Annotated in this window: 19 protein-coding genes; 15 read left to right on the forward strand and 4 right to left on the reverse strand. The window is 45.8% G+C overall.

Features of this window, described 5'->3' with window-relative positions; all coding sequences use genetic code 11:
- Genes BMX95_RS13590 through BMX95_RS13605 form a run of 4 tightly spaced genes read left to right on the forward strand, consistent with a single transcriptional unit; the run spans position 1 to position 5260 of the window.
- Positions 1-591, forward strand: a complete 591-nt coding sequence (locus BMX95_RS13590) for a NanQ anomerase/TabA/YiaL family protein (protein WP_081204666.1) — start codon at positions 1-3, stop codon at positions 589-591.
- A 38-nt stretch (positions 592-629) separates the two neighbouring features.
- Complete coding sequence (locus BMX95_RS13595; protein ID WP_081204665.1) at positions 630-1913, forward strand: mandelate racemase/muconate lactonizing enzyme family protein; 1284 nt, start codon at positions 630-632, stop codon at positions 1911-1913.
- 8 nt (positions 1914-1921) lie between these two features.
- Positions 1922-3898, forward strand: a complete 1977-nt coding sequence (locus BMX95_RS13600; RefSeq protein WP_081204664.1) for an alpha/beta hydrolase family protein — start codon at positions 1922-1924, stop codon at positions 3896-3898.
- Between the two features lie 15 nt (positions 3899-3913).
- Positions 3914-5260 (forward strand): Gfo/Idh/MocA family protein, encoded by a 1347-nt coding sequence (locus tag BMX95_RS13605; protein WP_081204663.1) that lies wholly within the window; start codon positions 3914-3916, stop codon positions 5258-5260.
- Between the two features lie 139 nt (positions 5261-5399).
- On the opposite strand, the gene BMX95_RS13610 is transcribed toward BMX95_RS13605, so the two are convergent.
- On the reverse strand, positions 5400-7841 hold the full coding sequence (locus BMX95_RS13610; RefSeq protein ID WP_081204662.1) for an SUMF1/EgtB/PvdO family nonheme iron enzyme: 2442 nt from the start codon (positions 7839-7841) through the stop codon (positions 5400-5402).
- A 218-nt stretch (positions 7842-8059) separates the two neighbouring features.
- Between BMX95_RS13610 and BMX95_RS13615 the strand changes: the two genes are divergently transcribed.
- Together BMX95_RS13615 and BMX95_RS13620 are read left to right on the forward strand one after the other, a co-directional pair.
- A complete protein-coding gene (locus BMX95_RS13615; RefSeq protein WP_081204661.1) occupies positions 8060-9409 on the forward strand; it encodes a TolB-like translocation protein in 1350 nt (449 codons plus the stop codon).
- 159 nt (positions 9410-9568) lie between these two features.
- Positions 9569-12238, forward strand: coding sequence for a response regulator (locus BMX95_RS13620; RefSeq protein WP_081204660.1), 2670 nt, complete (start codon positions 9569-9571; stop codon positions 12236-12238).
- Here the strand turns inward: BMX95_RS13620 and BMX95_RS13625 are convergent, their stop codons facing one another.
- Both BMX95_RS13625 and ytxJ read right to left on the reverse strand, forming a co-directional pair.
- Entirely contained in the window at positions 12239-14368 is a 2130-nt protein-coding gene (locus BMX95_RS13625; RefSeq protein ID WP_081204659.1) for a type IA DNA topoisomerase, read from the reverse strand.
- Between the two features lie 30 nt (positions 14369-14398).
- Positions 14399-14737 carry a bacillithiol system redox-active protein YtxJ gene (gene ytxJ, locus BMX95_RS13630; RefSeq protein WP_081204658.1) on the reverse strand — a complete coding sequence of 113 codons (339 nt, stop codon included), beginning with the start codon at positions 14735-14737 and terminating at the stop codon, positions 14399-14401.
- Positions 14738-14848: 111 nt separating this feature from the next.
- Between ytxJ and BMX95_RS13635 the strand changes: the two genes are divergently transcribed.
- From BMX95_RS13635 to BMX95_RS13650, 4 genes are all read left to right on the forward strand, one after another.
- Positions 14849-15046, forward strand: coding sequence for a hypothetical protein (locus BMX95_RS13635; RefSeq protein ID WP_081204657.1), 198 nt, complete (start codon positions 14849-14851; stop codon positions 15044-15046).
- Positions 15047-15338: 292 nt separating this feature from the next.
- Positions 15339-15824, forward strand: a complete 486-nt coding sequence (locus BMX95_RS13640; RefSeq protein WP_242673271.1) for an SDR family oxidoreductase — start codon at positions 15339-15341, stop codon at positions 15822-15824.
- An 11-nt stretch (positions 15825-15835) separates the two neighbouring features.
- On the forward strand, positions 15836-16282 hold the full coding sequence (locus BMX95_RS13645; protein ID WP_081204656.1) for a cupin domain-containing protein: 447 nt from the start codon (positions 15836-15838) through the stop codon (positions 16280-16282).
- A gap of 81 nt (positions 16283-16363) precedes the next feature.
- A complete protein-coding gene (locus tag BMX95_RS13650) occupies positions 16364-16651 on the forward strand; it encodes a helix-turn-helix domain-containing protein (protein ID WP_165759116.1) in 288 nt (95 codons plus the stop codon).
- Between the two features lie 319 nt (positions 16652-16970).
- Here the strand turns inward: BMX95_RS13650 and BMX95_RS13655 are convergent, their stop codons facing one another.
- Positions 16971-17390 carry an acyl-CoA thioesterase gene (locus BMX95_RS13655; RefSeq protein WP_081204654.1) on the reverse strand — a complete coding sequence of 140 codons (420 nt, stop codon included), beginning with the start codon at positions 17388-17390 and terminating at the stop codon, positions 16971-16973.
- 190 nt (positions 17391-17580) lie between these two features.
- Between BMX95_RS13655 and BMX95_RS13660 the strand changes: the two genes are divergently transcribed.
- The 5 genes from BMX95_RS13660 to BMX95_RS13680 all read left to right on the forward strand — a co-directional run bounded on the left by BMX95_RS13660 (position 17581) and on the right by BMX95_RS13680 (position 22726).
- Positions 17581-17898, forward strand: a complete 318-nt coding sequence (locus tag BMX95_RS13660) for a hypothetical protein (protein WP_081204653.1) — start codon at positions 17581-17583, stop codon at positions 17896-17898.
- Positions 17899-18196: 298 nt separating this feature from the next.
- A complete protein-coding gene (locus BMX95_RS13665) occupies positions 18197-18943 on the forward strand; it encodes a hypothetical protein (RefSeq protein WP_081204652.1) in 747 nt (248 codons plus the stop codon).
- A 149-nt stretch (positions 18944-19092) separates the two neighbouring features.
- Positions 19093-21234: a DNA/RNA non-specific endonuclease gene (locus BMX95_RS13670; protein ID WP_081204651.1), complete on the forward strand. Its 2142-nt coding sequence runs from the start codon at positions 19093-19095 to the stop codon at positions 21232-21234.
- 354 nt (positions 21235-21588) lie between these two features.
- Positions 21589-21825 carry a helix-turn-helix domain-containing protein gene (locus BMX95_RS13675; RefSeq protein WP_342342284.1) on the forward strand — a complete coding sequence of 79 codons (237 nt, stop codon included), beginning with the start codon at positions 21589-21591 and terminating at the stop codon, positions 21823-21825.
- A 127-nt stretch (positions 21826-21952) separates the two neighbouring features.
- Positions 21953-22726 carry a carboxypeptidase-like regulatory domain-containing protein gene (locus BMX95_RS13680; RefSeq protein WP_081204650.1) on the forward strand — a complete coding sequence of 258 codons (774 nt, stop codon included), beginning with the start codon at positions 21953-21955 and terminating at the stop codon, positions 22724-22726.
- Positions 22727-22740 lie beyond the last annotated feature (14 nt).

Here is a 22740-nt window from a genome sequence, read left to right on the forward strand (position 1 = left end):
ATGGTAAAATTTAGTATCTTTCTTTTAGCAGCTTCACTAACGGTATTTGCTGCCTACGCACAACAGCAAGCAGCTGCCACTAAATGGTTTAAAAGCGGCGGCTGGCGGCAGGGGCTGCAACTACCCGTACACGAAAGCATTGACCAACCGGAATTTATGCGGCAGTACCAGGCGCATCCCGATTGGTGGAACAAGGCGTTTGCCTTTATGCGCGATCACAACATGGACACGCTGCCACCCGGTCATTATGTGATCGATGGCGACAATGTATATGCAGATATAACCGTAAATCCGTCAACCCCGTTTGAGGAAGCGAAGTGGCACTCGCATAAAAAATATTGTGACATTCAATATGTAATTCAGGGAAAGGAACAGGTGGGGGTGGCGCCCATCACAGGAGCGCCAATAATAACCCCTTTCAACGACAAAGGTGATTCGCAGTTTTATTCTCAGGATATGAAAGGGCATTATTATTCAGCCACCCCTGCTTCTTTCTTTATTTTCTTTCCTTCAGATGTGCACCGGCCTTTTATAAAAGTGGAAGGCGCAGGCGCCGTAAAACGGGTCCGGTTCAAAGTAAGATCGGCTTAAAACAAACAACTATAGTAAACACTCAAAACCTAATACATATGGCATCAACCAGGCGCAATTTTTTATCCAACACCATCCTTGGCGGTATGGCCGCCGCCCTGCCTGCTTTCGGTAGTCAGGCACAGACCTCAAAGAAACCAGGCGCAAAAGATCCGAGAGCAACCATCAACGCTAATTACGCCAAATTGGATGCCGTGTTGAAAAAGCCGGTGTTCAAAAAAGAATTGTTCGGCACCCCGGTCATTATCGATACGCTGGAACTGTTGCATTATAATAAAAGTTATATCTGCCGGGTACGCTCCAAAGACGGCGCAGTGGGATATTCATTTGGCCAGGACAGCCAGATGAAATCACTCTATCCCATTTTCGTAAACCGCATGCAACCTTTCTTTATTGGCAAAGACGCCCGCGACCTGGAAGCACTATTGGAGCAGGTATACGTGTATGAAAGTAATTATAAACTGCAGAGCGTGGCCATTTGGGTGCCGCTGGCCACTATTGAATTTGCCATCCTGGATATGATGGGCCGGATTGCCAATAAAACCCTCGGCGACCTGGTGGGCACGGTGCAACGAAACAAGATCTCCGTATACCAGGCAAATAGTGAACGCGACATTACCGCCGAACTCACCATCGAACACCTGAAAGACGAACTGGCAAAAACAAAAGCCAAAGCCATTAAATTCAAACTGGGCGGCAGAATGAGCCATCTTGAATACCCGGTTGGCAGAAGTGAAAAACTGATCCCGCTGGTGCGCAAAACTTTTGGCGACGACATGGTGATCAGTGCAGACGCCAATGGCAGTTACGATGTGGCCGAAGCTATTAAAATCGGCAAGATCATGGAACAATACAAATATAACTTCTATGAAGAACCGGTACCGTTCGACTGGTACGAAGAAACCAAAATGGTAGCGGATGCGGTGAACATACCTATTGCAGGGGGTGAACAGGAACCCAGCATGCATAATTTTCGCTGGCTCATAGCCAATGAAGGTTTACAGATTGTACAGGCCGATATGTTTTATTTTGGCGGTATGATCCGCTCCATGCGGGTAGCGCGAATGGCCGAAGCCCTGGGCAAACTGCATATTCCGCACGTATCGAGCATCGGGTATATTTATATGATGCATTTTATTTCCGCCATACCCAATGCCGGCCCTTATCATGAATACAAATCGTTCAAACTCGATTTCCCGTTTGAATGTAAAACTTCGTCACTGGTACCGGAGGATGGCGTGGTAACCGTACCAACCGGGCCGGGACTGGGCATTGAAATAGATCCGGATTTTATCAAAAAACACGAAGTAGTGAAAGCTTAAAGCTGGCCATGAAGAAGATACTTTTTCTTTGCTGTACCCTTTCGTCGATAATGACTTTTGCGCAACAATCGTTCACCGTGATGGATTGGAGCAGTAGTGGTTCCCTGCACGATTACCTGTTGCAAAAGGCTCACCGGCAGTATGACGAAAGAAGAACCCGGTTTAACAAGGCAACGATCTCAACACAAAGTGTGATTACATATGGCAAAGCAGCAAGGTCGGCCTGCCTTCGTTTATTAGGTCAAATGCCAGTGGGTGGCGCATTGAACCCGGTAATCACCGGGATTGTGAAGCAGGAAGGGTACAGCATTGAAAAAGTAGTATATGAAAGTTTTCCCCAGCACCATGTAACCGCCAATGTATACCGGCCGGAACGCAAAGGCGTTTATCCGGCCATTGTTTTTTTATGCGGCCATGAAGATCCGGCCAAATTCACCCCATCGTATCAGCAAACCGCCAGCCTGCTGGCTAAAAATGGTTTTGTGGTACTGGTGATAGATCCCTTAGGACAGGGTGAACGATTACAGGTAACTACAGCCGAACAAAGCCGGCACGAACGACCGGGCAAAAAAGAACATACATTGTTGAATGAAACCAGTAATCTTTTTGGCACTTCCACTCCGGCTTACCAGGTATGGGACAACAAACGCGGGCTCGATTATTTAATTACGCGGCCTGATGTCGACTCAGCCCGCATCGGTTGTATTGGCAATTCGGGCGGTGGTATGCAGGCCATTTATTTCGCCGCATTTGAAAAAAGAATAAAGGCCATCGCGGTTTGCAGCTACCTGTCGTCGCGCGAAAGAATGTATGATATCGATGGCCCCACTGATGGATGTGTGGAGTTGCCCAACGAAGGCGTTGCCTTGATGGAAATGAGCGATTACCTGGCTGCAGCCGCTCCTACGCCCCTGTTGATCCTGGCCGGGCGGTTTGACAGCATCGACTTCATAGGAACGCTATCTGCCTGTAATGAGCTGAAGCAGTTATATACGGCCATCGGAAGTCCTGAACGGTTTAAACTATTTGCCTACGATGACGGACATGGGCTTTCCTTACCAAAAAGAGAAGCCGCCGCCAGCTGGTTCAAAAAATGGTTGTACCATGATAGCACCTTCCGGCGCGAAACACCCATACCCATTCTCTCCCCGGAACAATTGCAGGCCACTTCAACCGGACAGGTCAGTACCACCTACCCCAATGAGATCAGTGTGGCGCAAAAAAACCAGGCCCTGTTCGAGGAAACCGCCCCCCACCGGAAGCAGTTTCTGCAACAACCCCGCACAAGCATAGTAAAAGGCATACAGGCATTACTGCGCCTACAAACGGTTCATACGCCCGTGCATGTAGAATACAAGCCAGCATATACGCAACAGGGTATTACCTATAATAAAGCCATCCTGAGGCGGGAAGGCCAGCTGCCCCTGCCGGTACTTATTGTACAACCAACCGTACAACCTGTTGGTACACTGATCTGGTTACATGATGGCGGCAAACGGAAAATTGCAGACAGTACCTCCTTACTACAACAATACGCCAGCCAGGGGTACATCACCCTGATATGCGATATCAGTGGCACGGGTGAACTGGAAGACCCTGCCTCCCTGAACGAAACAAGGTATTACAACAAAGAATACCGCAATGCAACCATTGCCCTGCACATTGGGTCTTCCCTGGTAGCGCAGCGGGTAACAGACATGATAAATCTGCTTGACTTTGCAACAGCCGACAGCACCATGCAATCGTTGCCGGTAACCATGCATGCAACCGGGTTGCTCACCCTACCGGCTTTGCATACCCTTGTGTTGGACAATCGCATTAAACAATTGTATCTGTATAACGGGCTGTCTTCTTACAAAGACATTTTACAAAAACCAACAGCACTTAACTGGTATTCCTATGTGATAACAGGCGTACTAAATTATTACGACATTCCAGACTTGATAACCCTGGCGCCACCAGGGACCATTCATATGAATAATTAAAACAAACAACTAACGATGGATAGAAAGAAATTCATACAACAAACAACCGGCGCCGCAGCCAGTGCCTTATTAATTCCCGGTGCGCTAAAAGCAGCCTTCACACCAACTATAAAACCCATGCGCGTAGCCATGATAGGGACCGGTCACCGCGGTACCGGCATGTGGGGCGAACCGGTAGTAGCCGAATTTCCCGAACATGTAAAATTTGTTGGCCTGTGTGATATCAATAAAGGCAGGGTGGAATACGCCAAACAGGCACTCAGGGTAGACTGCCCCACCTATACGGATTTTGATGCCATGATGAAGGAAACAAAACCCGACACGCTGATAGTAACCACGGTAGACGGCACACACAACGAGTTCATCGTAAAAGGCATGGAGTATGGCGCCAATATCATTACCGAAAAACCCATGACCACCGACGAAATGAAATGCCAGCAAATTCTGGATGCCGAAAAAAGGACCGGCAAAAAAGTACGGGTTACCTTTAACTACCGGTATTCGCCACACCGCGTAAAAATTTACGAGTTGCTACGGGCCGGCGCTGTGGGGGACATTAAATCAGTTGACTTTCACTGGTACCTCGATACCAGCCATGGGGCCGATTACTTCCGCCGCTGGCACCGGTTACGTAAAAACAGCGGTTCGCTGCTGGTACACAAGGCATCGCACCATTTCGATTTATTGAACTGGTGGATAGACAGTGACCCCAAACAGGTGTTTGCCTATGGCAACCTGGATGTTTATGGAAAGAATGGCCCCTTCCGCCATACCCATTGCAGGCCCTGCCCACACAAAAGCAAATGCAATTTTTATTTTGATCTTACGGCCAATAAAAGGCTGATGAATATTTACGCCGCCAATGAACAGTACGATGGTTATATGCGTGATGGCTGCGTGTTTAAAGAGGACATCGACATCTTTGATAAAATGGCCGTACAAATTATGTACAGCAACCAGGTGCAGGTAAGTTATTCCCTCACGGCATATTCCCCTTACGAAGGGTATCGCATTTCTTTCAATGGCACCAAAGGTAAACTCGATGCCTGGATCAAGGAAAAACAACCCTGGGAAGAAGAAGCCTTTGATGAGATCCAACTGACACACACTTTCGGTAAAAGAGAAGTATTCCGTATTCCCAATAATGAAGACGGACATGGCGGTGGTGATGTGCGGTTACGCAAACAGATCTTTATGAATGAAAGCGACCCGTTGCATCAATCGGCCGGCAGCCGGGATGGTTCGTTGGCCTGCCTGGTAGGTATTGCCGCCAGGAACAGCATCGATACCGGCAAGCCCATTGATATTGCCAGTTTAACTACGCTGGTGCCACAGGCGCAGAAGGTGGCGAATACATTGTAGAAGACAGGTTCCGGGTTCCGGGTTTCAGACTCAAGACCAATGGCCGCGCTCCCGGCTACCGGTAACCGGCACCCTGGAACCTGGAACCTGAAACTTGCAACAGCTACTTACACAACGAAAACCAAACTTATCCCGTAAACTACTCCTGTATCTCACTCTTCGCTTCCGTAACCACCCGTCTTCCTTCATCGAACATTATCTGGTGTAACACTTTTCCATCACGGTCAAAGGAAGTGGCAGGGCCGGTAGCTGTTAAACCCCACCAGGTAGACACTGATCTTTTCGCGCCGTTTGACCAATAGTTTGTCCATACCGTGGTACCATAAGGTGTATGATCGCGGGTCCATAATAGTTTTCCATCTCGATCCCAATAAGATTCCATTCCTTGCAGCACGCCTTTATTAAAAGTTGCCTCATATTGTTTGACGCCATTGTCGTAATACCAGGCTTCTTTGCCCTGCAGTACAAAACCATTTTTACCCAGGAAGCCGCCTGATGTTATCCGCGTTTTTCCATTGCTGTATTTCTCTTCTATCTGTTTTATGCCACTGCTATCGTTGCCTGGTTGCTGGTTCACTTCACCTGTAAAACCGGAAAGGATCCAGGCTTCATTCAGGGCAAAGTGCATGGAAGGTTTTCCTTTTGAGGTCATCAGGTGAATGACGCCATTGGGCGTTTGTGTAGCGGCACAATACCCCAGGGTACCAAAACCGTGTTGTGGTTTGCTGCCTCTTTTTACCACGCCATGCCAGTCGTTGTGCTCAGGTGCCATTTCGAGTTTTTTGATGGTCCAGGTTTTGCCGTCATCATCAGACAGCGCTACATAAGAACCCCGGTCAGTAATGTCTTTTGGGGGCGGATTATCCATCATTTTTATATCCTGGTAATCACCGGCAAAAAATAACCGGCCGCTTTTTAACCGCATGATCACTGGCCGCTGGTTGCTACCGAGTGCTGCAAAAGCAGATTTTGTATTACCTGACCAGGTTTTACCATTGTCGCTGGAAAAGGTTTGCGGCATATAACCTTCCACGTTGGAGTTCTTTCCGCCCATACCCAGGATGCGGTTGTCTTTCAGCATCACGAACGTGGTGTGCCGCCCTTTGGTTCTGCCCTTTGTATCGTACCAGGTTTTACCATTGTCTTTACTGGCCCATAAAAAGGAGCTGGCATCAATGGCGTCACTGCCAAAGTAGATGGTGCCATCGGGTGCCCGGAATGCGCTGTTGATAGGTTGGGGCGCAAATGGTTCTACCCCACCTTTTATCACTGGCGTTTGCAATGCACTCCACGTAGCACCGTTGTCAGTAGATTTGGTAAATACAAATGGAATGTTACCCAATCCCCTGCCGCCGCCAAAGAACCATAGCGTTCCATTGTCATTCCACAATAAGGCAGACTGGTCATTGATGTTCGATCTGTCATAAAACAACCCGGGCATTTCCCAGCCTTCAGCGCCTGCCCGTAAGCGGGTAACCACCATCGTTGTATTGTAAGCCGATTCGCTTTTTAACCGGGAAGAAGAAAAGCCAACCAGTAAAAGATCGCCATTCGGACAGGCGACAAAACCGCTGCTGTGTACTTTGCCCTGGTTGGCCGGGTGTAGTCCTGCCACTTGATTTTCCCAGGGATACGTAAGATCGGGCGGACTTGCCATCACCTGGCGCGCTTTAAAATAGGGTTGCGTGGCATCAGGACCCAGTTGTGCAAATTGCGTGGTGCTTTGCTTAACACCCTGTAATGGAAAACTGGCTGTAACAGGTAACGGCTGGGTAACTGGCAGGGCACCCTGTACTATTCTGAACCCAACAAAATGCGGCGTTACCTGGTCGGTGCCTGTGGCCGGACAATCAGGTTGCATACTGGCCCGGTTGGCAGCCCGGTAAAAAGCCGCATCGGTTATGGGATGAAAGTCTGGCGAGTTGTCTTCGAGTTCTGAAGTATGCGCTGCCCCACCCCGGATCACTTTTGACAAACCTGCCGTGTAACCAACAGGATCTGTTTGCGCCGCCTCGGAATATTCACCATACCAGTCGTAACACCATTCCGCTACGCCCGAATGCATGTTCTTTATTCCCCATGGATTGGTATCGTCAGTGGGGAGTGAATTGCCCGACCAAAACAGCGTTTGCGTGCCAGCCCGACAGGCATACTCCCATTCCGCCTCTGTGGGCAGGCGATAGGTTTTTCCTTCCTTTTTACTTAACCATTTACAGAATTCACTGGCTTCATTCCAGCTTATGCCAGACACGTACGGTTTAAAATGATCGCTGCCCTTGTATTCTTTTTTAAACCGGCTGAATTGCCCGATGGTAACTTCTGTTTCAGAAATATAAAACGGAGCGGTAATAGTAACGGCGTGCACCGGTGTCTCATCATAATAAGGCGCATCCTTGGAATAAACAGTAACCTCCCCCAACTGAAATTTAGAGGTTTCAGCTCCCATGTTAAAGGTCCCTTTCTGCACACCGATCATTTTCATACCTACACTGTTCGTAAAGGGTTTTACGGTTTGGGCCTGCGCAGTAACTGCCCACATACTTATCCCTATTGCCAATGGCCGCAATGTTGTTTTCAGCATACATCGTTATTTTCAAAAGCGTAAAAAAACAATAGTGAATTTGGCTCTCTGCCTTCTGCCCTTTGCCCTCTGCCTTTGATTACGAATATAAGGGTTAAAAACACCTTTATTAAAATTAAAATTTGATAAAAGACCACACACAGCAGGATGGTTATCATGAGCACACCTAATATATTTGATTGACACGATTCGCTTTTGCTTTCTAATTCTATTGCTGTATGAAAATGAAAACTTCCTTACTGGTAGCTGTATTATTTGCCACATCGCTTTCCGCCTCTTCACAAATTGGTAAAAGATTTCCCTCAGAACGAAAAGTAATAAAAGACCCGGTCACCGGCGTTCAACTTACCTTCCTGACAAGTACGCCCACCGGGGATGCGAAAATTTATCAAACCCATAACCAATGGACGGCCGACGGTCAATGGCTCATTTTCCGAAGCGGTCGTGTAAAGGGTGAGGTACTGGCGGTGAATGAAAAAACAGGCGACCAGGTTCAGGTGACAGAAGGTGGTTATACGGGTATGTTGTGTGTGGCCAGGAAATCGATGAAATTGTACTACATGCACCCAATAGATACCAGCAAAAGAAACGGCGTCCTGCAGGTAGTTGAGACCGACCTGGCCAGGGTATTTGCCGATAGTAAAGCGGGCCATATGCAAAAAGCATCCGTGTACCAACGTGTATGTGGAACCATTTCAGATTCCCTGAATGGCGGTGGAGATATGGGATTAGATGCAGATGAAACCCAGGTGTACTTTCGCGTTAGCCATTCCGAAGCTGCCAAACACCTGGCGCCTGGCACCAAACTGGAAAGTAATTTCGGTCCGCGTAACATGGGTGCCGGCCCATCGGGACTGGCCGGTATGAACCTTACCACCGGTGGCATCAAATATATAGTTTCCGTTCCCTTTCAAATAGGACATATTCAAACAAATCCCTGGGTGCCCGGTGAAATTGTTTTCTGCTGGGAAACCGGTGGTAAATCTCCCCAACGAACCTGGACGGTAATGGCCGACGGTACAGGGCTGCGGCCTTTGTATCCAGAATCGGAATACGAATGGGTAACGCATGAAGCCGTTATTACCAAAGATGAAGTAGCCATGGCGATCATGGGTCACCGCAACATTCCCAAAACGATCAATAACACCACAGCAGGTACAGCGTGGAATGGCGTGAATCCCGGTCAGGAAGCAGCCTGGGGCCCTTCCGGAACACGTGAAAAGCCAACGGGTTTGGCCATTGTGAATTTGAGAACAAGAGAAATGGTAATTGCCGGACAAACAAAAAGCGGCAGTGGTTTATGGCATGTACATGGCTCTGCTGATGGACGCTGGGCAGTAGGCGATGATTTCTCGCGCAGCATTTATTTGATCGACCGGCATACCGGTGAAATGATCATGCTTTCCACGGGCCACAAAGCTACTGCAGGCGATCATCCGCACCCCACGATGAGCTCGGATGGTACGCGGATAGAGATTCAATCGGCCATGTTATCGGCAGATAATAAATCAATGAATATTTGCATTATTCCGGTACCGGAAGAGTGGTTGAAGCGGAAGTATAATTAGGGAATTGAACAACTAAGTGCTTTCTTTTAATAATAGAAATAGGTATTTATATATAATTTAAAATATTTGTATCCCCGCTCAGTACCTCGTATAATTTATTGCGTACTTACGACGTATTGTAATTACTGATCTAAGTACCGAATCCATTATCCGAGATCCATGAAACTGAGTATAAAAAGAAGGATAGCCCTGAGCTTTTATTTCATGGGCTTTTTATTTATTGTCAATGGGGCCATAACCATCATTACCCTCAGGCATAACCATAAATTATCGAAAAGGATCATTGATGAGGTATTGCCATCTGTAGAAGGCATAGATGATCTTAATGCGCTGGTACTGGAATCGAAAATGTGCACTACCAACTGGGTGTTTTTGCGCTCGAATGAAAAAGACAAAGCGCTGCTCAGGAAAATCCACGATTTTAAATACATTTCTCTAAAGAAAAGGATAATTAGTCATACCACAGTTTGGGGAGAACAAGGTATAACAGACAGCCTGCAAAAGGTGTTTGTAAGATATGAACAGCTGGAGCGGGCAGAAAAGGAGATCATGAATTCCTTACAGACGTTCAAAGACTATAATGACCCGGTTGTAAAAATGGAAGCTCAACGAAAGCTGGAAGCCGAAGTGCTGCCGCAAACGGTTGCTATCATAAACTCCTTGCAGAACATACATAATCATGGCTGGAGGATTTATTTTCGCGCCAGCGAGAACCTGGAAAAAGCCAGAACAAGGCTGCGAACATTTATCATTACGCTGATCGCAACCTTTATCCTGATTGGATGGCTGCAATCTGTATACCTGATCAAAAAGATCATTTCTCCTATAAATCGCATCCGTGACATTGTGAATGACATGGGAAAAGGCATCACCTGCAAATTAACCCATCACACTACCACTGATGAAATTGGTGAAATGGTTATAGCGGTAAACAATTTATCGGAAAAACTGCAAGTGACCAGTTTATTTGCCCATGAAATAGGAAAAAGAAATTTTGAAATTCCATTCCACCCCCTTGGAGAAGAAGATACGCTGGGAAAAGCACTTATCGCTATGCGCGATAAACTGAAAACCAGTGAAGAGGAATTGACGACGGCATCTGCCAACCTGTATAAAAAAGACCAGTTGATGCAGGCAGTCACCGAGGCTACCCATGAACTTATTTCCAATGACCGCTTAGACGAAGCCGTTGGCAAAACAATTCGTTCACTGGGCAAAGGCATCGATGTTGACCAGGTTAATATTTATAAAATGCGCCACAATGAAAAAGACGGACTTATCTATGCCGACACTTTTATGCGGTGGTCGAGCTGTACCGACAGAATAGAGGCGCAGCCGCCGGTTTATTACAGTTTCAATATGATGCCTCATGTCTACAACGTGTTAAAAAATAACGGCATTTATTTTCGTTTTACCAGGCATGTAGAAGACATTACATTGAAACGGATATTTGAAAACAGGAACATTGGTTCAGTGGCAGCCATTCCCATTTTTATAAAAGACCGGTTCTGGGGGTTTGTTGCTTTAAGTAATTGTTACGAAAGATCATGGACAGAAACGGAATTCTCGATCCTTAAATCATTTGCCATTACCTTCGGAGCCGCCATCGAGCGCATTCAAATGGAGCAGCAGTTGATTTTAGCAAAAGACAATGCGGAGGCAGCCAGCAAAGCAAAAAGTGATTTCATGGCCAATATGAGCCACGAATTGCGTACGCCCATGAATGGCATTATTGGCTTCACCGAACTGGTATTGACCACAAATATGCCCAAAACACAACGTGATTATTTAAAGAACGTAAGCAAATCGGCGTACAACCTGCTGAACATCATTAACGACATTCTTGATTTTTCAAAAATTGAAGCCGGTAAGATGTTGATCGATGAATTACCTTTTGATTTGTCGGGGCTGGTAGAAGAGACCGTAGAGATGTTATCCATTAAAGCAGCAGAAAAAGAACTGGAAGTAGTCTGTTCAATAAACCCGGCACTTCCCTCGCAATTGATTGGCGATCCACTTCGCACAAAACAGGTATTGACGAATTTAATAGGTAATGCCGTTAAATTTACTTCACAAGGTGAGGTATTGATAATGGTGCAGCCGAACTATATCTACAACAGCCATGGAAATACGTATATAGACATCGATATCACCGTAAAAGATACCGGCATTGGCATTCCTGAAAACAAACTCCATGCAATTTTTGACAGCTTTACCCAGGCAGATAACTCAACTACCCGCAAGTATGGAGGCACCGGTTTGGGGCTTACTATTTCAAAACGGCTGGTAGAATTAATGGGCGGCCGTTTAACGGTAGATAGTGTTCCCGGTAAAGGCAGCAGCTTTACATTCAGTATGGCCTTCAAAGTAGCCAATACAACCTCCCCTGTTGCCTTTGAAAGCGGATATAAAGATCCTTTTCCAATGTTTGAAACCATACCAGATATAACCAGGATATTGGTGGTGGAAGATGAACCAATGAATATGTTATTGATCTCCGAAGTGCTGCGAAAAATGGGACTGGAAGTAATAAAGGCCGGAAATGGTAAAGAGGCTATTGACATGGTAACAAAGCATATGCCCGCCATGGTGTTTATGGATGTTAATTTGCCTGTAATGGACGGCTTTACTGCCACGAGGCATATCCGGGCACTAAAAACAACCCATAATAATATTCCTATTATAGCATTAACAGCCGACGCCATGGACGAAGACAAGCAGCGATGCCTGGAATCGGGCATGAATGATTATATCTCCAAGCCATTTAAGCTGGAAGAGATCCACGCAATTATCGGTAAATATGCAGGAAGTTTAGCAAAGATCAGGTAGCTATTCTATCACCAGCTCAAAAGCATCATTCAAAATCAATTTCCCTTCCTGCTCAGCGCCGGCAACTTTCCACCCTTTCGCCTTACCTGTTTTCCCCTTCGTTAACAGATCGGCGATTTGTTTATCGGTGAGTTTTTTACCAAACACTTCAAAAGGAACTTTAAAACCACAGACCTTGAAGTTGGCGCAGCCGTAAGCGGTATTGCCTTTCTTCAACGGATGCGATTTGCATTTGGGGCATTGCTGTTCATCAATGGTCACTGCTTTTTTCGGCTCCTTGGGTTTGGGTTCTTTTTTAGGTTTGTCGGCAGATTCCTTTTCCTTTTTCTCCGGCTGCGCTTCCACAACAGTAATCGATCTGTACGTAGCCGTTTTTACTTCTACCGTAAGGTCGATCACCATTTGGATCAGCTCCTGTTTGAACGTGTCTTTTGGATATTCGCCTTTTTCTATGAGGCGTAATTTACGTTCCCAGATCCCTGTGAGTTCGGGACTCTTGAGCAATTCAGTCTGGATGGTATCTATCAAATCGATACCGGTTTGCGTAGCGTAAATATTTTTCTTCTTTTTCTCTATATACTTGCGACGGAAGAGCGTTTCTATAATATTCGCGCGGGTAGAAGGACGGCCAATGCCATTGTCTTTCATCAGTTCGCGCATTTCTTCATCATCTACCTGTTTACCGGCTGTTTCCATAGCGCGCAACAGCGTAGCTTCGGTATAAGCTTTGGGTGGAGATGTTTTTCCTTTATGGATCCGCGGCGTATGCGGACCACTCTCCCCTACCACAAACAGGGGCAACACCTTTTCTTCCTCTTCTTCTTTTTCTTTCTCTGTTTTTACATCATTGGCATACACTTCCCGCCAGCCTAATTCCAGAATTTGTTTACCGGTTACTTTAAAAGGCACCTGTCCTACTTTGCCCAATACGGTGGTGTTGCTGATCTTACATTCAGGGTAGAACGCTGCAATGAACCGGCGTGCCACCAGGTCATAAATACGTTTCTCCTCAGGGGAAAGATTGGAAGGATATACGCCTGTAGGAATGATGGCATGGTGATCGGTCACCTTCTTATCGTCGAAAACTGTTTTTAATTTGGGAATGGGATTAGCCAGAATGGGCGCCGTTAAAGCCGCATAAGGCGTCAGGTCGCGCATGATGCCTTCTATTTTGGGATGCAGGTCTTCCGAGAGATAGGTGGTATCAACCCTGGGGTATGTGACCATTTTCTTCTCGTACAGGCTCTGAATATATTTCAGGGTATCATCTGCAGAATAAGCAAATTTTTTGTTGGCTTCCACCTGCAGGGCCGTCAGGTCGAACAAACGGGGATTGCCTTCTTTCCCTTCTTTCTTTTCAAATGAGGTGATCTCGAAGGGGTGTTCTTTCAAATAGGCCAGGCCTTTCTCTGCCCGGTCAAGCACCTTGATGCGGTCTATGGTAGCCGTGAATTCCACCTCGCGGTAGATTGTTTTTAACTCCCAGTATTCTTCTGAAACAAAGGCGTTGATCTCTTTCTGCCGCGCCACAATCATCGCCAGTGTGGGCGTTTGCACCCTGCCAATAGACAGAACGGTTTTACCGGAGGCAAATTTCTTGGTGAACAGGCGGGTGGCGTTCATGCCCAGCAACCAGTCGCCAATAGCACGGGCGCTGCCTGCTGCGTATAAATTATCGTATTGAGTGGAATCTTTTAGCTTATTGAAACCTTCGCGGATGGCATCTTCTGTCAGGGAGGAGATCCATAGCCTTTTAACGGGCGCATTGCATTGGGCTTTGAGCAAAACCCAGCGTTGGATCAGTTCCCCTTCCTGGCCGGCGTCACCACAGTTGATCACTTCTTCACATCCCTGTACCAGTTGTTCTATGACCTTGAATTGCTTTTGTACGCCATCGTTGGGAATGAGTTTGATGCCAAAGTTTGACGGGATCATGGGCAGGTCTTCCAGGCGCCAGTATTTCCACTGATCGGTATAATCATGGGGTTCCTTCAGGGTACAAAAATGCCCAAAGGTCCAGGTTACCTGGTACCCGTTGCCCTCTAAATAACCATCCTTTTTCTGTTTGGCGCCAATAACTGCTGCAATGTCTCTGGCCACGCTTGGCTTTTCAGCAATGCATACCTTCATAGTAATTGAAAAGGGCAAATGTCGTAAAAATTACGACAAATGACGAGCTATAACTGCCGGATCTATAGCATGATGCGAAGAGGTGTACACCACTTGTTTGTCTTTCAACACAATGATCTGGGGCGACTGATGGGTAACCTTTAACTCCTTGGCTATCAGGTTAGAAATAGGCCGAAAGCTCAGTAAATCGAGGTAATTGAAGTCAACCTTGCCTTCCAGTTGCCCGTAACCCTCTTTCAAGCGGTGTTTTGCATGGGCGCTGATGCCACAGGTAGTGCTGTCTTTGAAGATGATCTGAGGTTTTGTTGCCGAATTTTCCAAAAGGGTATAGAAATCTTCTATCTCCTCCACTCTTTTCCAACTATTCATGCTGTAAAATAAATATTTAAATTAATATGACTATGTATATAACACCCTGGGAAGCCTTTTGTTCGATGGCGCCGCCTGGCGTATTTCTTGAAGCAAAATAGGAAAAAGCTTATGAACAGCCAGCAGGAAAAACTCCCTAAAACCATTGTGATCACGGGCGCATCCAGCGGTGTTGGCAAGGCGATGGCCTGGGAACTGGCACAACAGAAGAACCGGCTGGTACTGGCGGCACCATCGAGCAGCCATTTTCTTAGCAGAATTGGAAGCCTGTATCAAATTGGCTCACGAAGAATAAAGGCATTATTATAGAAGAAAGAGGGCTCCCGCCAGTTGGCAGGGGCCCTCTTTCTTTTACTTAAAGTAGCTGTTGTGTTTTGACCATTTCAGACAAGCAAATTGACCACCCTGGTCTAACAACAGGATTGGCAGAAATGGAAATTTGCTGAAAAAAATGCATGGAAAATTTAACTAACAAGGTTATTGTAATTACAGGCGCAAGCAGCGGAATAGGAGCGGCAGCTGCAAAAAAACTATCCGGAACGGACGGGAAGAGATTAACCTCGTAGTTTCAGGCGCCATCAACCAATTTGGAAAGGTTGATGTGTTATGGAACAATGCAGCCATTATGCCTTTGTCATTTTTTGAAGAAGGAAAGGTAGATGAATGGGAACGCATGATCGACATTAATATCAAAGGAGTGCTTTATGGCATCCATGCTGTATTGCCAACCATGCTGTCAAATGGTTCTGGTCACATCGTTACAACCTCGTCAGTTGGTGGACTGAAAACATTTCCTTCCGGCGGAGTATACGGATGCACTAAATTTGCAGTAAGGGCAATAATGGATACCCTGCGACAGGAAGTAGCAGGCAAGGTCAAAGTAACGACGATCTATCCCGGATCAGTTACAACAGAACTTGGACATGACATTACCAGCGAAAAAGTATTTTCCATGCTCAGCAGCTACGGTAAATGGACAAGGCTCGATGCAGACGCCATTGCAGATGCTTTTATTTATGCCATCAGTCAGCCAGGAAACGTTGCGGTAAATGATCTGATCATCAGGCCATCAGATCAGCCCTTGTAAATAAAACAGGTATGTTGAAGTTGGACGGAGCAATAACCTATCATTCAGACACCGAATCACATCATTCGCAAGAGGAATGCATTCACGCACATGTCCTTTGTCACATCATTGACGGTGAACTGAAAATGCAGGACATCGAAGGCGAAAAAATTTATGTTAAAGGAGATACGTTTTTGATCCGAAAGAACTACCTGGTTAAGTGCGAAAAACGGCCTTCTAATAAAGGAGGCCGTTATCAAATTATCTTTGTGGTGCTTTCTCCTGAACTGTTGCAGGATTATTTAGTGTCAAAGGATCTACCCTCTTTTGTAAATGACACAGACAACCATCCATCCGTTATTGTGCTTCAACCCAAACCTGCCATGCAGGGCTTACTGGAATCATTGCTAAGCTATCACACAAACAATTATCAGCCAGGTCCTGCGCTGTTAAGAAGTAAATTAAACGAAACAATATAAGCGATTATTGAACAGGATCCGTATCATTTTAAATGGATGTTTCAGCCAGATCAATATATCAAACTTGATCTGGTTGTTTTCATGGAAAGGAATTTTAGATTCAATATTCCCATCAGTAAGTTCGCAGAATTATCGGGTCGCAGCCTCTCCACTTTCCAAAGAGATTTTAAAAAGGAATTCGGCATGACAGCCAATACCTGGCTCCGTAAAAGAAGGTTGCAGGCCGCCAGTCAATTACTGAAAGAAAATAAAAAACCCTCAGACATCTATCTCTCGCTGGGCTTCGAAGATCTGAGCCATTTTTCCAGAAGCTACAAACAGGAATTTAATGTGTCCCCCTCAAAAACCGGTTCCGGGGAAGGGCTATAAAAGAAAAAAGTCCTCTGTAGAAACAGACGACCTCTAACGATTGCTTGCCATATGAAAAAAAAGATAGATCTAATTCGTGTGAAGCTTTAAGCTTCGTGGTAGCTGCTCATTTTCTTCTTCTCTTTACTCTGCTACCGTTGTTGATGATGTAAAAGTACAGCGAGACCGGGCGCGTTCCTAACCAGCTTTTTGCCGGTTTTATGATGGCAAAGACTGCAAAAAATTTGCAAAACCGTGTCCAACAAGGGTTTAAACCCATTTTCCTATTGGTAGCCAACGCGTTTTAGCAACTAAAAAAACGCAGATTTTCACCAGTTTTCTATAATTGTCCATCCCATTCAGGTGCATCGGCCAGTTTATCGAGCAAATTTTCGGGTAAAAAGGGCCGGCCATTGGCGCCTACGCAGGTTCCGGAGAATACAGCCTTTGTTACCACTTTATTATTCAACAGAATGGTTTGTTTAAAATGCAGGACCGATTTATTGGTTTTATCTACCATGGGGCTGCAGGTAACAATGAATTCATCGCCCTTTTTCAATGACCGTACGAACTGCAGGGTGTATTTCGATAACACCATATTCACCCCGTTCTCTGCTTCCTTTATAAAATCAAAACCGAGTACTTCTTTAATGTAATCGTGCCGGCACCACTCCATATAAAATGGATAATATAATCCATCCATGATATTCTGAAAATCGATGTGTTCGTCTTTCGCCGTGTAGGTCTTTGAAAATTCCATAAGATAGTATTGTAATTAATGGCGGCAAAAGTAAATGATTCCCTGTTTACCAACATTGTTGGATTGTTAAATGAGGCAATGATGTTCAACAAACCCCGGCCTGGATAATTGATTCCACGAATTGTTGCGCCTGCAAGGCAATACCGGCTGGCATAATTAATGTGCGAAATAGCGTATAAAAATCAATATTATGGCAGGACGTGGAGATAAAAACAAACAAGGTGGACAGGCATTCGCCGACAACCGCCCAACGGAAAAGAAACCAGCAAATCGCAAATCATACGATCTGGTGGTAGATGATGTTCCCTACCTGGTAAGTGCAGAAGCATTTACATATAATGATGAACAGAGATATTACGTAACCGTTAATGGCGGGCCTCAACATGTATTTATCTGGGACACTGACTTAAAGCGACTGACTGCATTAGACACCGATGAAGATTCCGCTACCTTACCGGAAGCGCTCGAAGAGGCCCTCAGCAAAAAGCTACAACAGGAAACCGCTTGAGGATATTTAAATAAACCTGTTAAAAAAGAAACCGGCCCTTAATGTTGTAAACGACGCTTCTTTGGAAGTAGAAAAATAGGCAGTGAACGCCATCATATTGTATGGGAGATAATAAATACCTCCCCGGTAACCCGTATGTATGGTAAATATATGAGTGTGGCCATCACCAAAAATTATATGCTGGTGGCCGATGATGCCGCCAATACTATCTGGTGTGTAATACCGGCTTCAAAATAAGAAAGTGTTTAACTTGTTTTACTTTTACCTATATTCGTCATAACCCGAAGCAAGTTATATTATGAAAGCACCCGTATTTCTGATGCTGGCATTATTTACCGTAACCGCCCATGCACAAAATAATCTCAACAATTACAAATATGTAATTGTACCTGAAAAGTTCTCCTTTTCCAAGTCTGAAAATCAATATGGTTTGAACTCTTTAGTAAGAGACCTGCTGGAAGAAAAAGGCTTTACTGCGTTTATGAGCAATGGCCAGATCCCGCAGGATGTGGCTGCCAACAAGTGCAGTGCACTGATGGCCGATGTAGCCGAGAAAAAAGGGCTTTTTGTTACCAATCTTACCCTCCTGTTAAAGGATTGCCAGGGTAATGTGATTTTCAAAAGCAAAGAAGGCAAAAGCCGCGAAAAGGAATTTCCGGTTGCCTACGACGGCGCATTGAGAGATGCCTATACTACTTTGAAAGCAGCGCCCTATCAATATGATGGTACTATATTCGCACAAGCCCCCGCACAAACTGCCACAGCCATTCCGGTAGCGGTTGCTCCTGCGGCAGCAGTAGCCACTTCAGCTGCCATTACGGATGCCACGGGCACCTTATATGCCCAGGTCACCCCAAATGGATTTCAGTTGATAGATACAACGCCCAAAAAAGTGATGTCATTGCTCAAAACTTCACAACCCGATTATTACATTGCACAAAATGGTGCCGTAGCCGGTGTTGTTTTCAAGAAAAACGAAGAGTGGCTGTATGAGTATTACAAAGATGACAAACTGGTAAGCCAGAAATTGCAGATCAAGTTTTAAGCTATTCAACAATAATTGAAAAGAAAAGTCTCCCGATGCATCGGGAGACTTTTCTTTTTTTGATAACATAAACACCGTTTTAAAACGGTATTTTCTTCTTTGGGATTTACCTACCTTAGGAATATCATCTCCCCTTAAAATTTACCATTATGCCAATCGAAAAAATCGATAACCGGCTGCGCAAGCTCCTTGCCAGCATCGAAAACAACGACCAGCAACTTTCCAAAGAACTTAAAAGCAAACGAAAGGATGCCAACATACTGACCAAAGCCCGATCGCTTGCTCCCCAGATACTTGAAACTGTAAATGAATCATTTGTAGAATCAATGCCGCTGGATGATTTTACGGAAGCCGTCATCCTTCCGGTCGGGCGTCCGGTTCTAACCATCTTTCATAATGATGCAGAATTGACGTTCACGGATCCTGAAAGCGAAATATGGCGAGAACGGCTTATTAATGCCAGAAGTACACTGGCCGGAGTAATCCCTTCCGTTGGCCGCGTGGAAGTGGCCAATCACCCTATATATGACTGGCTGGGCACCGGCTGGCTGGTTGACAAAAATATTATTGTAACCAACCGGCATGTGGCAGAAATATTTGGCAAAAGCACTGGCTTTGAATTTGATTTTCGCCTGAATGCAACCGGTCAAAAGATGGGCAGCTCCATCGATCTGCTGCAAGAAGACAACAACCCGGCTAAGGCGCTTTTTAAAGTACAAAAGATATTACACATCGAGCCTGAGCCAGGGCCAGACATTGCTTTTTTGCTGGTGGATCAAACACAGGGCATTTTACCATCCGAGTTATTGCTCAGCACCGATACCATTTCTGCAGATTCGAATGTGGCGGTAATAGGCTATCCCGCAAAAGACAGCCGGATGCCCGATGTGGCACTAATGGAAAGGCTTTTTGGCAATGTTTATGATAAGAAACGGCTTGCTCCGGGCAAGATCACTGGTGTACAGCCAGCCAGGCTATTGCACGATTGTTCCACTTTAGGCGGATGTTCAGGCGGTGCAGTGGTTGACCTGGGAACAGGCGGTATTGTAGGCCTTCACTTTGCAGGGCGTTTCATGGAATCGAATTTTGCGGTACCGGCAAAAATTGTCAGGGAGGTGCTGAGCAGGGTCACCAAACTGCCGGGCAGTAACGGCAATGGAAAGCTGGCCGCCGCTTCCAATGGCAAACCGGTTAAACCTAACCAAAGCCCGGCTTCCGAAACAACTGTATCAAAAACTGATCTGCAAGCTGCCCCACCAACAAACAATAAACAGGACAACCAATGTACGTTCACGATACCCCTTCAGATCACGGTTTCCATTGGACAACCGTCCATCGTTGCCCAAACGCAGGCACCCGTTAATACAGCATCTGCAGCAACGCATGTAAAGTCGGCTGATGAAATAGACAACGATGAATTGATCATGGAAGGCCGGGCAGAAGATTTTGACGACCGGGAAGGTTATAAAGAAGATTTCCTTGGCGATGGCTTTGAAGTGCCATTACCCGAAGCTAATAGCGAACGCAGGAAAAACGATCTGCTTACCTATACCAATAAGGGTAATGAAGACCATGTGTTACGGTACGAACATTTCTCCGTTTCCATGAGCAAGGCCCGTCGCATGTGTATTTTCAGTGCCTGCAACGTAGATGGCCGTACTGCAACGGGTGGACTTGACCGGGTGCCCTGGCGACTGGACCCAAGAATTCCAAAAGAGGCGCAAATCATCAAGGAATGTTATGGAGCGCCCCCGAAGTTCAGCCGGGGACATATGACCCGCCGCGAAGACCCTGTATGGGGTAATACAACCGCAAAATCACTCGGCAATGCGGATTCCATGACGGTCACTAACGTTACCCCTCAAATGCAAACTTTCAATGCACCCGTTTGGCTGGCACTTGAAAATTATGCTTTGCAACATGCACGTGATGATAAAATGCGTATTTCTGTATTCACCGGGCCTATTCTTAAATCAAACGATCCCGTAAAATTCGGCGTGAAAGTGCCTGTTGAATTCTGGAAGGTAATTGCATTTATTCATGATGAAACCGGAGAACTGAGCGCCACCGGTTACAGGATGTCGCAGAAAGACCATTTACCAGAAGAGGAATTCGTATTTGGTGAGTTCGAAACGGCCCAGCTGTCGATAAAAAAGATCGAAAACCTGACCGGACTGTCTTTCGGGTTCCTTTCTGACCATGACCCGTTGAATAATGCCAATGAAGCATTCGAAGGAGTTGATATAAAAGATCCGCCACTGACAGACGTGCGGGAAATAAAATTCAAATAAGATCTGCCGCTTAACTAAGCGCTTTAATAAGTTAGCCTCCCATACTCCGGGAGGCTTTTTTGTTGCCGGTTAGCGCCGGGGAGTGGCTCCTGATGGACACTTCCCGATGACCCACGCAGAAACATCCCCGGCAATAACCGGCGCCAATTCATTTTTCTTTTTGGTGGTACTTAATATCAACGTGCGCAGCCATAATTATATTATTAAAACACAAAAATGTCGTATGCCCCTATTCGGTATCCCGGATTTGGAAACAACGAGCAGTAATTGAGCCACATTCCCGCCTGTGCACCGCCCTTATTTTGAGTCATCAGGCACAATGGGTTACCAACTGTTCAGTATTTTGCAGACCACCTGCATATTTCGGCTAATTATTTGAGTGATATGCTGCGCATTTCAACCAAACAAAGCGCACAGAACCATATTCAAAATAAGGTGATCGAAATGGCCAGGGCCCTGCTCAGTACCTCGAATTTGTCTGTAGCGGAGATTGCCTGCCAATTGGGGTTTGAACGCCCGCAATCGTTAAACAGGTTATTTAAAAAGAAGACGACCATTTCGCCGTTGGAGTACAGGGACTCGTTTAATTAAGGTTTCGTCTATAAAAACATCCATTTTATCTAATCTGCCAAATATTTCCAGGAAATTTTTATTTTTACAGCACACCACCCAGAAAAAACTTCCGACCAGAAACTAATGCCTTTTAAATCAGGCAAGAATGATGCGTATTAAAATTTTTCGTGGAAATATATTATTGCTTTTTTTGATCCTGCTTTGCCGCCTTTCCGTTGCCCAGGTAGTGATCAAAGGTACCGTGTATGATAAACAGGCCCGTTTTGGCGTACCCAACGTAAGCGTGCTGAGCACTTCCGGCATCGGCACCATTACTGATACACTTGGGCACTACTCGCTAAAAGTGCCCAATAGCGACTCCATTTACTTTTCGTACCTCGGGAAAAGTACCGAAAAGTTCCTGGTGAACAGATTGCAGCCCGATCAGCCGCTGGACATCAGTTTGCCCGTTTCGGTTGACATGTTGCCCTCCGTATATGTTAAACCGCCCAGTTACCACATGGACTCACTGGCCAACCGCCTGGAAAATAAAAAGATCTTTGACTATGAGTCTGAGTATCTTACCACACCTGGCGGTTTTGGCGTTGGAGTTAGTTTTGAAGCCATATTCAATGCCAAAAGGATCAAAAGACTGGAGCGTTTCCGGGGTTTCCTGATCAGACAGGAACAGGATAAATATGTTGACCATCGCTTCAACAAGGCCCTGGTAAGGCGCATAACCGGACTTACCTCACCCGCGCTGGATTCATTTATGGTGGAATACCGGCCCACGTATGAAACGATCCAGAGTTTTGAAACAGACTACGATTATTATTCTTACATCAAGTCATGTGGGCAGTCCTTTATTGCCATGTGGAAGCAGGATCACCCATTTGAAGTAAGTGATTCCACCCGTTCCGCTGTCAACACCAGTAATTGAGGAAAGAAAGGGTA

It is taken from the genome of Niastella yeongjuensis (assembly GCF_900110245.1).
GTDB classification, from domain to species: domain Bacteria; phylum Bacteroidota; class Bacteroidia; order Chitinophagales; family Chitinophagaceae; genus Niastella; species Niastella yeongjuensis.

Excerpts from the sequence above, each read along its gene's own strand:
- BMX95_RS13590 (WP_081204666.1), top strand. The coding sequence starts at position 1 with ATGGTAAAATTTAGTATCTTTCTTTTAGCAGCTTCACTAACGGTATTT.
- BMX95_RS13595 (WP_081204665.1), top strand. The coding sequence starts at position 630 with ATGGCATCAACCAGGCGCAATTTTTTATCCAACACCATCCTTGGCGGT.
- BMX95_RS13600 (WP_081204664.1), top strand. The coding sequence starts at position 1,922 with ATGAAGAAGATACTTTTTCTTTGCTGTACCCTTTCGTCGATAATGACT.
- BMX95_RS13605 (WP_081204663.1), top strand. The coding sequence starts at position 3,914 with ATGGATAGAAAGAAATTCATACAACAAACAACCGGCGCCGCAGCCAGT.
- BMX95_RS13610 (WP_081204662.1), bottom strand. The coding sequence starts at position 7,841 with ATGCTGAAAACAACATTGCGGCCATTGGCAATAGGGATAAGTATGTGG.
- BMX95_RS13615 (WP_081204661.1), top strand. The coding sequence starts at position 8,060 with ATGAAAATGAAAACTTCCTTACTGGTAGCTGTATTATTTGCCACATCG.
- BMX95_RS13620 (WP_081204660.1), top strand. The coding sequence starts at position 9,569 with ATGAAACTGAGTATAAAAAGAAGGATAGCCCTGAGCTTTTATTTCATG.
- BMX95_RS13625 (WP_081204659.1), bottom strand. The coding sequence starts at position 14,368 with ATGAAGGTATGCATTGCTGAAAAGCCAAGCGTGGCCAGAGACATTGCA.
- ytxJ (WP_081204658.1), bottom strand. The coding sequence starts at position 14,737 with ATGAATAGTTGGAAAAGAGTGGAGGAGATAGAAGATTTCTATACCCTT.
- BMX95_RS13635 (WP_081204657.1), top strand. The coding sequence starts at position 14,849 with ATGAACAGCCAGCAGGAAAAACTCCCTAAAACCATTGTGATCACGGGC.
- BMX95_RS13645 (WP_081204656.1), top strand. The coding sequence starts at position 15,836 with ATGTTGAAGTTGGACGGAGCAATAACCTATCATTCAGACACCGAATCA.
- BMX95_RS13650 (WP_165759116.1), top strand. The coding sequence starts at position 16,364 with ATGGAAAGGAATTTTAGATTCAATATTCCCATCAGTAAGTTCGCAGAA.
- BMX95_RS13655 (WP_081204654.1), bottom strand. The coding sequence starts at position 17,390 with ATGGAATTTTCAAAGACCTACACGGCGAAAGACGAACACATCGATTTT.
- BMX95_RS13660 (WP_081204653.1), top strand. The coding sequence starts at position 17,581 with ATGGCAGGACGTGGAGATAAAAACAAACAAGGTGGACAGGCATTCGCC.
- BMX95_RS13665 (WP_081204652.1), top strand. The coding sequence starts at position 18,197 with ATGAAAGCACCCGTATTTCTGATGCTGGCATTATTTACCGTAACCGCC.
- BMX95_RS13670 (WP_081204651.1), top strand. The coding sequence starts at position 19,093 with ATGCCAATCGAAAAAATCGATAACCGGCTGCGCAAGCTCCTTGCCAGC.
- BMX95_RS13680 (WP_081204650.1), top strand. The coding sequence starts at position 21,953 with ATGATGCGTATTAAAATTTTTCGTGGAAATATATTATTGCTTTTTTTG.